The following is a 12,369-nucleotide window of genomic DNA, read 5'->3' on the forward strand; positions in this document are numbered from 1 at the left end:
CCCTTTGACTTACCGCCCCTAGAAGATGAAATGACCTCTCCCAGTGAAGACCTAGAATTTCCAGGAGAGGAAGACGCACAAGTGGACCCCGATGAAGTGATGGAGGAAGCCGCCCCTCTGTTAAGTCCTCCTGCCTCTCAAGCCGAAATACTGCCCCCTGAGAACCTCTCCCCTAGTAGTAATCCTTTATTATTCCCCACCCAACCCGAAGAAGTCACGGTGGATATCTCCCAACCCATCACCCTCGAAGAAGCCATTCTCTTAGCCCGTCAAAATAACCCGAATTTTCGGGTGGCGTGGCTCAATTTAGAAAAAGCCCGCGCCGGGTTACGGCAAGCCCTCGCAGCGCGTTTACCCAACTTGGGGACGCAAATGAGCCTCACCCAGACTGACTCGGCCCAAAGCGAACTCTCCAACCGGGCAACCGGTGGGACGTTAGGCGGGGGAGATACCACCACAACGGCCTTTGATGCCACCCTAGAATTAACCTATAACCTCTATACCGGGGGAAGACGGTCAGCCCTCATCCGCCAAGCCGAAGAACAAGTCCGCTTTAACCAATTAGAAGTCGAACGAGTTGCCCATGAACTGCGGCTCAATGTCACCAATGCCTATTATGGGGTGCAAGAGGCTAATTCTCAGGTGGCCATTGAACAGGCGGCGGTGGATAATGCCCAACAAACTTTACGAGATGCCGAACTGCTCGAACAAGCCGGGTTAGGGACTCGTTTTGATGTTTTACGAGCCCAAGTGGACTTAGCCAACAGTGAACAAGCGTTAAGATCAGCGAGTGCTAACCAACAGGTTGCCCAACGTCAGTTAGCCCAAGTTCTCAATATTGGCCAACGGGCGGAAGTCCGGGCGGCGGATGAAGTTGAACGGGCGGGAGAGTGGGATTTATCCCTAGAGGAAACTATTGTGTTGGCCTATCGTAACCGGGCGGAGTTGGAGCAGCAGTTGGCCCAACGGGAGATTGATGAGCAACAGCGACAGGCGGCTTTGGCGGATATTCGTCCCCAGGTGAGTTTGTTTGCCAATTATAATTTTTTGGGGCGATTTGATGATGATTTTGGCCCGGCGGATGGGTATGCTTTGGGAGCTAGGTTACAGTGGACGTTCTTTGATGGCGGTGCAGCGAAGGCCAGCAGCGAACAGGAGGAATTGGATATTGAAATTGCCGAGACCAATTTTGAGCAACGGCGCAATGAAATTCGCCTAGAGGTTGAGGAGGCGTATGCTAATTTACGGGCGCGGGATGAAAATATCCAAACGGCGACGGTGGCGGTTCAGTTGGCGGAGGAGAGTTTACGTTTGGCTCGCTTACGGTTTCAAGCGGGAGTGGGAACACAAACGGATGTGATCGATGCTCAAACGGAGGTGACGCGAGCGCAAAATAATCTGTTAACGGCGATTATTGGTTATAATCGCGCTCTGGCTTCGTTACAACGGGCGGTGAGTAATTTACCGAATAATCGTTTGTTTGATCAGCCTTAGTTGTTGATTGGTTATTGGTTTTTTTGTTGTTGGTTGTTGGTTGTAATATCCCTTGGGTTGAAACCCAAGGCTAATAGCTTAAACCCGTTGAAAACGGGTTGATAGACTAACGGAAAAGTTAACGATTTATCTCTAGGTGGGCATTGCCCACCCTACAATGATTAAGAGTCTAAAGGTAAGTATCTAGGTGGTTTTGTTTAATAACTACGGTGTGACATCTGAATGATTATGTTAATTGTTAATTGTTGATTATTAATTACTAATGATGAATTGCTAATTACTAATTGCTAATTGCTAAGAGGGTGGCACAAGTTGCCGGGTCAAATGGTGTAATTCCGGTAAAATCAGTTGTTCTAGGGCAAGTTTCACGGCATTACTTGATCCCGGTAAGACAAAAATTAAGGTCTTGTTATACACCCCGGCAGTGGCTCTAGACGCGATCGCACGTGAGCCGATTTCTTGATAACTTAAAAACCGGAAAATTTCACCAAATCCGGGTAAGGTTTTTTCTAGGAGAGGCGCGATCGCATCATAACTGGTATCTCTCGGTGCGATTCCCGTTCCCCCATTGGTGAGAATCACCGTAATATCGTCTTGTTTAGCCCACTGTTGAACCTGCTGACGAATGCGTTGCGGTTCATCAGGAAGCAGGGTATAAGCGGGGATGCGGTGGCCCGCAGCCACTAATTGGTCTTGGAGCAAAGTTCCACTGCGATCGCTTTCTGGGGTGCGAGTATCACTAATAGTGAGGACTGCACACGCGATCGCAGTTTTTGAGGAATCTGGATGCGGTTGAACCATCTATCTGTAAACCAGGTAGAGAGACATCAAGAGCGAGTCAATTCCAGTCCTTGTTCCTCCGCATAACGATTCATAAAGCGGATAAACCGTTCCCATTCCTCTGCACTTTTCATCACCAAAACCGCTTCAATGGCGGAGGGCTGTCCATTGACAAATTTTCCTTTCACTTCTTGGGTGGAAATTTCCCCCTCATCGTCAATGAGATACATCCCAGTAATTTCTCCCCCTTCTTGTAATTCGAGGGCTTTAGGCTGTTCAAAATAAAAGGTCGCCGTCCCCGTGTCTCCAGTTTTAGAACGGGTAATGCGCACATCTGGGACAGCTTCTTCGGTAATGCCTTTAGCAAATTGGATTTCTGCGGTCATTGCAATTTTCCTTTTAACGGTTGAGCCAAGTATGACACTATATCCCCTCTTAGCCGGAGGGGTTAACCTCTAGTAGACTATTTTTCTAGGTCAACAAAAATCGAACAATGTCAATCAATGTCTAGCTTTCAACGAGGGGAGTCACCTTTTCTTCTCTCCTATCTTCCCACACAGGTCTATTTGAGAAAAGGTAACAAATTTGGAAACGAGAAACCGTTATTTCAGACACTCACCCTCACCCCCCAACCCCTCTCCCACCCTTGGGAGAGGGGGGGTGAGGGCCATAACAGAAAGTTACATTCCAGGTAAATTTAACCCACTGGTTAATTCTTCCATCCGGCCTCGCATGGTTTCTGTGGACTGATCATAAGCGTTTTTCATCGCCTCTGTCACCAATTCAGATAACTTCTCTGCCCCATTCTCCATCGCTTCTGGGCTAATTTTGACAGTGCGGGGTTCTTGGTTGCCACTTAATACCACGGTGACAGAGCCATCTTCGCATTGGCCCTCAATCTCCATTTGCTCCAATTCATCTTGGAGTTGTTTGGCTTCTTGTTGCACTTGTTGTGCTTTCTTAAACGCCTCGGTTAATTCTTTCATTTTGCCTAAACCGAAGCCAAATCCTTTTCCTTGTCCTTGTCCTTGAGTCATTGTGTATTTTTAAAGTGACGTTGATCCTGATTGTAGTAGTCGTAACTAATTATGGTAGCGGAGAATGGTCTTTGGCCAAGGTGCAGTAGCCCAATATCTCCCCTAGAGCATCGTGCAGCCTTGACCTTGAAGAATCACGCGCTCCCCCTTAAAACTCCCCTAATACTCGCACTTCGGGATGTAAGAGTAAAGACCAATGTTCCTCCACTTTCTCTTGAGCATAATGGATCAACTGCAAAATGTCATTGGCCTTCGCGTTCCCACAGTTGAGAATAAAGTTGGCGTGACGGTGAGCAATTTGCGCTCCCCCAATTTGGTATCCTTTTAACCCCAATTGTTCAATGAGCCATCCGGCGGCGTACTCATCGGGGTTACGGAAGACACTACCACAACTGGGGAGGTGATAGGGTTGAGTTTGTTTACGGTGTTTTAGGTTGCGGGTGGTTTGGGCAATTAATTCAGCGCGATCAAATCCCGGTTGCAGTTGTAAGGTGGCTTGTAACACTAGCCGTTGATCGTTTTGTAAGATTGAACTGCGGTAACTGTACTCTAAGTCATCAACAGAGACTCGCTCAATATCCCCATTGGGTTTCAGTAACAATACACTGACGAGGTAATCCGCCATACAAGCACGATGCGCTCCTGCATTCATCACCACACTGCCCCCGAGGGTTCCCGGAATGCCTACCGCCCATTCGAGTCCTTTCCAGCCCCGTTTGGCGGCTCGCCAAGCAATGCGGGCAATGGGTTCACCAGCCCCGACTGTAATTTGGGCTTCTTCGGGGGAAAAGAGGGTTTGGCGGAGGTGTCGGGTGGCGATAACGAGGCCGGGGAGGCCGCGATCGCTGGCTAAAAGGTTAGACCCTGCTCCTAAAAAAGTGATCGGTAGGGAGTGATCCTCGGCCCAAGCGTAACTCGCTTGTAAGTCTTCACCATTGCGGGGGGCAACATACCATTCTGCGGGGCCCCCAACCCGAAAGGAGGTTAAACTGGCCAAGGAAACATGGGGACGGATCAGACAATCGCTCCCCGCGAGTTGCACCGGGACGCGCTCAAAGGATTTCCCGGCGTAAAAAACAGTTTTGGTGGTGCTAGGCGCATCAGATGAAAGTGTCATAGTGCTTTTCCAATTGGCTGCGGCGGTGATTTATAAGTTGATAGAGAGCGATCTAATCCAGTTAACCCAGTTACACTTCAGGTTAAACCGTTGCTTGAGTGGTGTATAACTCCAGCATTTGGGGAATAATCTGATTGAGATTTCCTGCACCCAGAAATAAAACTAAATCCCCAGTTTGCAAATATTCTTGTAGAAAGGCGGGCATTTCTGCCAAGTTGGGGCAGTGTAACACCGAGGGGCTATCGGTGGATTGATGGGTGGATTGATGGTGGGTTGCGATCGCATCAACCAGGTGTTGACTACTGACTTGCCCTAAGTCGGGTTCTCCGGCACTATAAATCCCGGTAATAATCACTAAATCCGCATCCTGAAATGATTGGGCAAAGTCTTTTAAAAAGGCTTGGGTGCGGCTGTAACGGTGGGGTTGAAAGATGGCGACGAGCCGTTGGGCCAATCCTTCCTCAATGCGGAGGTGAGCCGCTTTCAGGGTGGCTTGCAATTCACTAGGGTGATGGGCGTAGTCATCAATGAAGGTGATGCCTTGGGCTTCTCCCCGCTTCTCAAAGCGACGTTTGGCCCCCTCAAAGGAGGCAATGGCCGCTGCAATGGTCTCGAATTCAATCCCCAGATGACGAGCGACGGCAATGGCCGCCAGGCTATTACTTAAATTATGCGCTCCCAGCAGTTGAGATGCCAACTCTCCTAAACAGCGATTCCCTTCCCAAATCTGGGCGGTCATTGTGCCATTCTGATAATGGACATGAGTGGCGGTATAATCGGCCTTTTTCTCTGGATCAAGACTATAACTAATCGCAGGTTTAAAGGCACGCTGAACAATCTCGCAGTCCAGACATCCCACTAAAGTGTCACATTGCTCTGCAAAGACTTGAAAGGTTTGGATGACCTCATCAAGGGTTTGATAGTGATCTGGGTGGTCTAATTCAATATTGGTGATAATCCCAATACTGGGGTTAAATTTGGCCAGAGAGCCGTCAGACTCATCGGCCTCGGCCACTAAATACTCACTCTCTCCCAGGCGAGCATTCCCCCCAATGGCCTCTACTTCTCCCCCAACAACAATGGTGGGATCAAGCCCCGCGCGTAAGAGAATATAACCAATTAAACTACTGGTCGTCGTTTTGCCGTGAGTCCCCGCTACGGCTACGCTGTTATAGGTTTCAATGAGGGCTGCCAACACATCAGACCGATGGAACACCGGACAGCCTTTACTTTTCGCCGCCTGATACTCCGAATTATTATCTTTAATCGCCGTTGAACAAATCACTTGGGGTAAATGGGTGGCTTCGGGTAAAACCGTGAGGAGGGACGAGGCTTCCCCCCCATAGGTCTTGCCATTGCCCCTATGGCCATTGCTCCTATGGCCATTTGTCATTTCTCGCTCCGTTGTCCGTCCCGTTGTCACCACCTCCTCCATGGCCACCGGGGTTTGTTGGAAATATTCTAAATTGGCCCCATCTTGATGATTAAAAATATGTGCGCCCACGGACTCTAAACGTTGGGTAATATGACTAGAGCGCAAATCTGAGCCAGAGACAGGCAAATTGCGCTTTGCTAGAATATACGCGATCGCGGACATCCCAATTCCACCAATACCGATAAAATGGAAGGGCTTGCCCTGGAAATTTACAATCTTAGACATCAAAACTCCTTACACACCACACCACACACCATGCTGTCTCGACAACACGCGCTATCTTATCAAGAATCGCTGATTCGAGGTACAGTCAATCAAAATTTTCTATCCATTGAGGCTGATTGCCTAAAGGTCTCATTATTGATATAGCCGATTTTTTTCCATTTGGATAGTTTTTATCATTCCCCTAGGGGTTTTTTTGTTAATCCGGAAACTTTCTGAGGTTGTCTCTCTCCATCTTGCTCCTGATTGCTCTTGTTTATGTTATTGTGCCGACTCTTGGCAGTTCTGCCAACTTTTCTCCCCTCTCTCTGGGGAGTTGGGAGTTGGGAGTTGGGAGATGGGGGAGTTGATAGTTGGGGAATTGAACCACAAAGGCACAAAGGACACAAAGGGGAGATGGGGGAGATATACTACTGATTACTGCTTACTGATTACTGGTTACGGGTTACTGATTACTGTACAATAAGCACCGAATCGACTGAAGTTTCCTGAGTCAGCAACTAGAATGCTGTCTCAGTTCAGTCACTAAATCCTGAATGTGACATAAGGCAAAGCTGCCAAAGATGGGAAGCTATTGTTCGGTAACGAGCGATCGCGCCATCAAGAGCGTAAGGGGATCAGTGGCAAACAAACAGAAAATTGTAACTTTTCCTAGAAAGCTCCATAGAATTGGGCAGCCTTTGCGATATTATTTTGGGTATTAAGATTCATTTAATAATGTTGAGCGTGAAGACAGAGGGCAAGACGCAGTGATTAGAGTAGCAATCAACGGGTTCGGACGTATCGGACGGAATTTTTTACGCTGTTGGCTAGAGCGTGAAAATACAGGATTAGAAGTTATTGGTGTCAACGATACCTCTGATCCCAGAACTAACGCCCACCTCCTCCAGTATGACTCTATGCTCGGAAAGTTAGGGGCAGACATTAGCGCAGATGAGAATTCCCTCACCGTTAATGGCAAAACGATTAAATGCGTATCGGATCGTGATCCATTAAACCTCCCTTGGGGAGAATGGGACATCGACCTGGTGGTGGAATCTACCGGGGTTTTTGTGACGGAGGAGAGAGCCTCTAAACATATCCAGGCCGGGGCCAAACAAGTGTTAATCACAGCACCTGGGAAAGGCGGTGATATTGCAACTTATGTGATGGGGGTAAACCATCACGAGTATGAGCATGGGAAGCATAAAGTTATCAGTAATGCCAGTTGTACCACCAACTGTCTAGCTCCCATTGTCAAGGTGATTCATGAAAACTTTGGCATTGTCAAAGGAACAATGACCACCACCCACAGTTATACCGGAGACCAACGGATTTTAGACGCGAGTCACCGCGACTTACGTCGGGCCCGGGCCGCTGCGGTGAATATTGTCCCCACCAGTACCGGGGCCGCCAAAGCTGTGGCACTGGTTATCCCTGAAATGCAAGGAAAGTTAAATGGGGTAGCTTTCCGTGTACCAACCCCTAATGTGTCTATTGTGGATTTTGTGGTCCAAGTGGAGAAAAATGCGATCGCAGAACAAGTCAACGACGCATTACGCCATGCTTCTGAAGGCTCTCTCCAAGGCATCTTAGGTTATAACGATTTACCCTTAGTGTCCACAGACTACCGGAAAACCAACTACTCCTCTATTGCTGATGCGAGCTTAACTATGGTGTTAGGTGGCGATATGGTGAAAGTTGTCGGTTGGTATGACAACGAGTGGGGATATTCTCAGCGCGTTGTGGACTTAGCTGAGTTAGTCTCTGAAAAATGGCAAGGTTAAGTCAATCTAGAGTAATTTGATTGATTTTTGATTGATTTTTGTCTAATAGGAGGGAGTGAGGGAGTCCTTACCCCCTCTTTTTCAATTTCTAGAAAAGACCTAGAAACCGGGTTTCTCTAGCCCATTGTGCGGTGTTGTAGTCCCCTAGAGATAGAAACCCGGTTTCTCCCCTCTACTCCGAAAGTTAATTGTTAATTGTTAATTGCTAATTGTTAATTGTTAAAGGTTCACTAAAAATGCTGAAACCCCTGAGTTAGAGTCAATTTTTGCTCGTTATCCAGAACAACATCCAACTCCGTCGTCACCTCCCCAATAATTGCCGCATCCCCCGCCAACTGCTCCACCAAACCCTGAGCAATATCTGGGGGGAGACAAAGAACCAACTCAAAATCTTCTCCCCCATAAAATATCCAGTCCCAGGCTTTCTCCAGAGAGACGAACTTCTCCAGTCCAAGGGGAAACGGAATCGCCTCTTGAAATAGCTTCGCCCCCACCCCACTGGCCCGACAAATTTGAATCACTGCATCGGCCAAACCATCACTACTATCCATTCCTGCAACATTTGAGGGGGGATTTAGCCCCCAAAGGGTAGATATGGCATCAAAGCGGGGATTCGGGGTCTGATGCGCTTTTATGAGGCGTTCACGCTCCTCTACCGAGAGGGATGCACCCTGCTCAGGATGCAGCAATAATTCTAACCCGGCCCGTGACCCCCCATGAGTCCCGGTGACGACGAACAGATCCCCCGGTTTAGCAGTGTGACGGCGAATGGCTTGGTGGGGGGGAACTTGACCTAAGGCCGTAATGGCAATAGTAAGAGTTGGGGAACGACAGAGATCACCGCCAATAATACTGGCTGTGGGGGGAGTGCTTTGGGGGAAAATGGCATTGGTGCAACAGTCTCTTAACCCCCGATATAATTCTTTGAGCCAAGCTACAGGTAGATCAGAGGGTAAACCTAAACTTACTGTTAGTGCGAGGGGAGATGCTCCCATGGCGGCTAAGTCGGATAAATTGGCTGTTGCGGCCCGCCAACCGACGGTAAAGGGGGGAGTGGTGCGATCGCTAAAATGCACCCCATCCACTAAAGTATCACTGGTGACAACCAGTGACTGTCTCCCCTCCACTGCCAACAACGCCCCATCATCCCCCACAACATCAAAAGAGCAGAACCCCTGCACAATGGCAAGTAAGCTCTGCTCTCCCAATTCACTAACAGTCGGGCTGTCAGTGTGTTGTCGGTTGTTAGTTGTTGGTTGTTGTTTGTTGGATTTCATTATACCAAGACAAGAGACAATTGTCTATTCTCCATGAGAGCCTTGGGTTAAAACCCTAGGCGATCGTCCATTATCCATTATCCATGAGAGCCTTGGGTTAAAACCCTAGGCGATCGTCCATTATCCATTATCCATGAGAACCTTGGGTTAAAACCCAAGGCTCATAGCTCAAACCCGTTAAAACGGGTTAAACCTTGCCCAGGAAACGGTAAACAGAGATAACAGATGAGATGTTCCCATCACGCCTTGGTGAGGGAGGTTTCAGGACAGTAGCTCATCAAGCAATTATCCATTATCCTTTGTTCACAAGGTTTTCACTCCCCTCAATGACCTCAGCCGAGATAATTTTGTCACCGGGTTTGAGTTTTTCGAGGACTTCTTTCCCGTCGATGAGATAGCCAAACACGGAGTAACGACCATCCATGAGGTTAAACCCAGGGGGGGTTAATTCGCTGTCAAAAAGGAAGAAAAAGACTTGAGATGAGCCGCCATTGGGGTTATCACCGGGACGGGCTAAGGCTAAGGCCCCATAGGCATTAAAGGGCAGTACGGGACGTTCTAAGTACAGTCCGGCATTCTCCATAGTAATTTGATAGAGAGGTTTGTCTTCTCCCTCCACTAAGACTTCTAGGGGAATGGCACGATATTCTCCCGTTTCGGGGTCGATGAATCCTTCTTCAGGGCCCGGGGGGTCTCCGGTTTGTAGGATAAAGTCTTGATTCTGGAAAAATTCTAAGCCGTCATAAAAGCCTCGTTGTACTAAGTCCACGAAGTTTCCGGCATTAATGGGCGCACTGTAGCCATCGAGGCGGACTTTTAAAGGTCCTCGGTTGGTTTCAATTTTGACCGTTGCCCGGCCTTTTAACTGGGGAAGGTCGGCAAATTCTTCGGGAATTTCAAAGGGGAAGCCTGTCACCATTAGTTTTTCTAACTCGGTGACGGTGTTGAGCATTTCTCGGCGAGTGGTCCAGACGGCTTCTTTGTCTTTGTTTTTGGCGGCTTCTTGGAGAAGATCAATTTTGCCGTTGAGTTCCTCTAAATAGCTTTTGGCTGTCTCTTGGCGGTCTTGGGGAATGTCTTTGAGGATTTTGTCTTGGCCATAGTCGAGGACGAGGGCAGCATTTTTGATATCGCTGTTGACTTGACTCCAGCGTTTGCTGCGTAAGTCGTAGGCGATATTTTCGAGACTGGCTTGGAGACGATAAACTTTTTCGTTATCAATGGGAAGGGCGTACCGCAAAATGGCGGTGGGGTCTGTGACGGCATTGCCTTGGGCGAGTTGACTTTTGCGGGCGGCCCAACTGGGTTGACTGGTACTGGCCCAGAGAAGGCAAAAGAGGAGCGCGATCGCCAGTCCCCGCCAGACCTGTTGGCGTTTGGCAATCCAAGAGGGAATTTTCAAGAATTTCATAAGGTTTAATAGGTTTAATGTCGTTTGAGCCGTTAGGCGGCAATTCACTTGAGTTCCCTATTCATATTGCCATACTGTTTCCTCTGTTTCTTGCCCATTTTCCGACTGAGAGAATCACCGACAGGGGTAAAATGGATTGCGGATTGTGTTTACCTGCGTCGTAACTCCCATGATTTCAAGTAATGATTTTAGAACTGGTGTCACCATTGAATTAGATGGCGGTGTGTGGCGAGTGGTGGAATTCCTTCATGTGAAACCGGGGAAGGGTTCGGCCTTTGTTCGCACTAAGCTGAAAAATGTTCAAACCGGGAACACCGTAGAACGAACCTTTCGGGCCGGGGAAACGGTTCCCCAAGCCAACCTAGAAAAACGGACTATGCAGCATACCTATCGGGATGTTGATCAGTTGGTGTTCATGGATATGGAGACTTTTAATGAAGTGCGGTTAACGGAGCAGCAAATTGGCGATCGCGTCAAATATATCAAGGAAGAAATGGAAGTGAATGTGGTCACATGGGAAGATCAAGTGTTAGAAGTTGAACTCCCCACCTCAGTGGTCTTAGAAGTCACCGAAACGGATCCCGGTGTGAAAGGGGACACCGCCACAGGTGGCTCAAAACCTGCTATTGTCGAAACCGGAGCCCAGGTAATGGTCCCACTCTTTATTTCTGTGGGAGAAAAGATTAAAATTGACACCCGCAATGATACCTATCTCGGTCGTGAGAATTAGGACGCTCTTTGGGTGAGTTCAATCACCTGTCTCACCCAACCCTTTGTAATGAAAATCGCTATAGGAATTTGACTTGTGCCTATTGATTACCAGCAAGTCCGTGAATTGATAGCCGCGATCGCGCAAACCGATATTGTGGAAATGAACCTGAAAAGCGATGAGTTTGAACTCACCGTGAAAAAAGGTTCACCCCCCCAAGGGATGACCATGGCTGAAGGATCAACCGTGGCTATGATGCCCCCGGTTAGCCCAACGGCCAACCAATCTCCCCCCTCAGCCCCTCCCACCGACAGCACACCTCCCCCCACATCCGAACCCAAAGGGGTGGAGATCACCTCGCCTATGGTGGGAACATTTTATCGATCCCCAGCCCCCGATGAGTCCCCCTTTGTGGACATTGGGGATCAAGTCAAATCGGGGCAAACTGTCTGTATTATCGAAGCCATGAAACTGATGAACGAAATCGAAGCAGAAGTCTCTGGACAGATTTTAGAGATTTTGGTGGAAAATGGAGAACCTGTTGAGTATGGACAAGCCTTAATGCGGGTCAATCCCAATTAATCATAAATTTCCCTATTGTTATCCAAGGGAGAGGCTGTTAAGATTTGGGGATCAATACTTGGTGAGCGTTTTATGCCATTTGCTAAACCAATATCCCAAGAAGTCGTCCAGCAGTTAGCGGAATATTTCGCTATTCTCAGTGAACCGATGCGCCTACGGATTTTAAACCTCTTGCGGGATGGCGAGAAGTGTGTTCAAGAGTTGGTCGAAGCCACACAAACGAGCCAGGCCAACGTCTCGAAACACTTAAAGGTCATGCTGCAAGCGGGCGTATTGAGTCGCCGCAGTGAGGGAACATCGGCTTATTATCGAGTCGAAGACCCTCTGATTTTTGAGTTATGCAATTTAGTCTGTAATCGCTTGGCCTCCCGCATCGAGGAACAAGCCCAACAGTTTCGAGATTATAGTTTAGCCTATCATCGCTTATCGTCTCAGAGTTCTGTTTTCCCCTTGGAACAGCAGGTTGATAGTTGATAGTTGATAGTTGATGGAGGAGATGGAGGAGATGGAGGAGATGGAGGAGATGGAGGAGATGGAGG

At 48.4% G+C, this 12,369-nt stretch carries 12 protein-coding genes; 5 read left to right on the forward strand and 7 right to left on the reverse strand.

The features are described from left to right. The coding region (locus tag PN462_RS10205; protein ID WP_272128059.1) for a TolC family protein at nt 1-1,494 on the forward strand (1,494 nt) is incomplete at its 5' end. A gap of 294 nt (nt 1,495-1,788) precedes the next feature. Here PN462_RS10205 and PN462_RS10210 read toward each other — a convergent pair. From PN462_RS10210 to murC, 5 genes are all read right to left on the reverse strand, one after another. Continuing rightward, the gene (locus PN462_RS10210; protein ID WP_272128060.1) at nt 1,789-2,295 is read right to left on the reverse strand and encodes a MogA/MoaB family molybdenum cofactor biosynthesis protein; all 507 of its coding nucleotides are present in this window, start codon (nt 2,293-2,295) and stop codon (nt 1,789-1,791) included. A gap of 26 nt (nt 2,296-2,321) precedes the next feature. Further along, nucleotides 2,322-2,660 carry a photosystem II reaction center protein Psb28 gene (gene psb28, locus PN462_RS10215; protein WP_272128061.1) on the reverse strand — a complete coding sequence of 113 codons (339 nt, stop codon included), beginning with the start codon at nt 2,658-2,660 and terminating at the stop codon, nt 2,322-2,324. A 294-nt stretch (nt 2,661-2,954) separates the two neighbouring features. Continuing rightward, on the reverse strand, nt 2,955-3,311 hold the full coding sequence (locus tag PN462_RS10220) for a YbaB/EbfC family nucleoid-associated protein (protein WP_272128063.1): 357 nt from the start codon (nt 3,309-3,311) through the stop codon (nt 2,955-2,957). A 148-nt stretch (nt 3,312-3,459) separates the two neighbouring features. Continuing rightward, a complete protein-coding gene (gene murB / locus PN462_RS10225) occupies nt 3,460-4,428 on the reverse strand; it encodes a UDP-N-acetylmuramate dehydrogenase (RefSeq protein WP_272128065.1) in 969 nt (322 codons plus the stop codon). Nucleotides 4,429-4,510: 82 nt separating this feature from the next. Continuing rightward, nucleotides 4,511-6,088 carry a UDP-N-acetylmuramate--L-alanine ligase gene (murC, locus tag PN462_RS10230; protein WP_272128067.1) on the reverse strand — a complete coding sequence of 526 codons (1,578 nt, stop codon included), beginning with the start codon at nt 6,086-6,088 and terminating at the stop codon, nt 4,511-4,513. A gap of 746 nt (nt 6,089-6,834) precedes the next feature. Here murC and PN462_RS10235 point away from each other — a divergent pair. Further along, the gene (locus PN462_RS10235) at nt 6,835-7,851 is read left to right on the forward strand and encodes a type I glyceraldehyde-3-phosphate dehydrogenase (protein ID WP_272128068.1); all 1,017 of its coding nucleotides are present in this window, start codon (nt 6,835-6,837) and stop codon (nt 7,849-7,851) included. Nucleotides 7,852-8,081: 230 nt separating this feature from the next. On the opposite strand, the gene thiL is transcribed toward PN462_RS10235, so the two are convergent. Both thiL and PN462_RS10245 read right to left on the reverse strand, forming a co-directional pair. Then, complete coding sequence (thiL, locus tag PN462_RS10240; RefSeq protein ID WP_272128070.1) at nt 8,082-9,128, reverse strand: thiamine-phosphate kinase; 1,047 nt, start codon at nt 9,126-9,128, stop codon at nt 8,082-8,084. A 292-nt stretch (nt 9,129-9,420) separates the two neighbouring features. Then, on the reverse strand, nt 9,421-10,539 hold the full coding sequence (locus PN462_RS10245) for a peptidylprolyl isomerase (protein ID WP_272128071.1): 1,119 nt from the start codon (nt 10,537-10,539) through the stop codon (nt 9,421-9,423). A 169-nt stretch (nt 10,540-10,708) separates the two neighbouring features. On the opposite strand from PN462_RS10245, the gene efp reads away from it, so the two are divergent. The 3 genes from efp to PN462_RS10260 all read left to right on the forward strand — a co-directional run bounded on the left by efp (nt 10,709) and on the right by PN462_RS10260 (nt 12,304). After that, nucleotides 10,709-11,269, forward strand: a complete 561-nt coding sequence (gene efp, locus PN462_RS10250; protein ID WP_272128072.1) for an elongation factor P — start codon at nt 10,709-10,711, stop codon at nt 11,267-11,269. Nucleotides 11,270-11,344: 75 nt separating this feature from the next. Next, on the forward strand, nt 11,345-11,830 hold the full coding sequence (gene accB / locus PN462_RS10255) for an acetyl-CoA carboxylase biotin carboxyl carrier protein (RefSeq protein ID WP_272128073.1): 486 nt from the start codon (nt 11,345-11,347) through the stop codon (nt 11,828-11,830). Nucleotides 11,831-11,902: 72 nt separating this feature from the next. Beyond that, nucleotides 11,903-12,304: an ArsR/SmtB family transcription factor gene (locus PN462_RS10260; protein WP_272128074.1), complete on the forward strand. Its 402-nt coding sequence runs from the start codon at nt 11,903-11,905 to the stop codon at nt 12,302-12,304. Nucleotides 12,305-12,369 lie beyond the last annotated feature (65 nt).

Source organism: Spirulina sp. CS-785/01, from assembly GCF_028330525.1.
In the GTDB taxonomy this organism is placed as follows: Bacteria; Cyanobacteriota; Cyanobacteriia; order Cyanobacteriales; family Spirulinaceae; genus JAQMSD01.

Bases quoted from the DNA above. Each gene is read 5' to 3' on its own strand.
- PN462_RS10210 (WP_272128060.1), bottom strand. From the start codon at position 2,295: ATGGTTCAACCGCATCCAGATTCCTCAAAAACTGCGATCGCGTGTGCA.
- psb28 (WP_272128061.1), bottom strand. From the start codon at position 2,660: ATGACCGCAGAAATCCAATTTGCTAAAGGCATTACCGAAGAAGCTGTC.
- PN462_RS10220 (WP_272128063.1), bottom strand. From the start codon at position 3,311: ATGACTCAAGGACAAGGACAAGGAAAAGGATTTGGCTTCGGTTTAGGC.
- murB (WP_272128065.1), bottom strand. From the start codon at position 4,428: ATGACACTTTCATCTGATGCGCCTAGCACCACCAAAACTGTTTTTTAC.
- murC (WP_272128067.1), bottom strand. From the start codon at position 6,088: ATGTCTAAGATTGTAAATTTCCAGGGCAAGCCCTTCCATTTTATCGGT.
- thiL (WP_272128070.1), bottom strand. From the start codon at position 9,128: ATGAAATCCAACAAACAACAACCAACAACTAACAACCGACAACACACT.
- PN462_RS10245 (WP_272128071.1), bottom strand. From the start codon at position 10,539: ATGAAATTCTTGAAAATTCCCTCTTGGATTGCCAAACGCCAACAGGTC.
- efp (WP_272128072.1), top strand. From the start codon at position 10,709: ATGATTTCAAGTAATGATTTTAGAACTGGTGTCACCATTGAATTAGAT.
- PN462_RS10260 (WP_272128074.1), top strand. From the start codon at position 11,903: ATGCCATTTGCTAAACCAATATCCCAAGAAGTCGTCCAGCAGTTAGCG.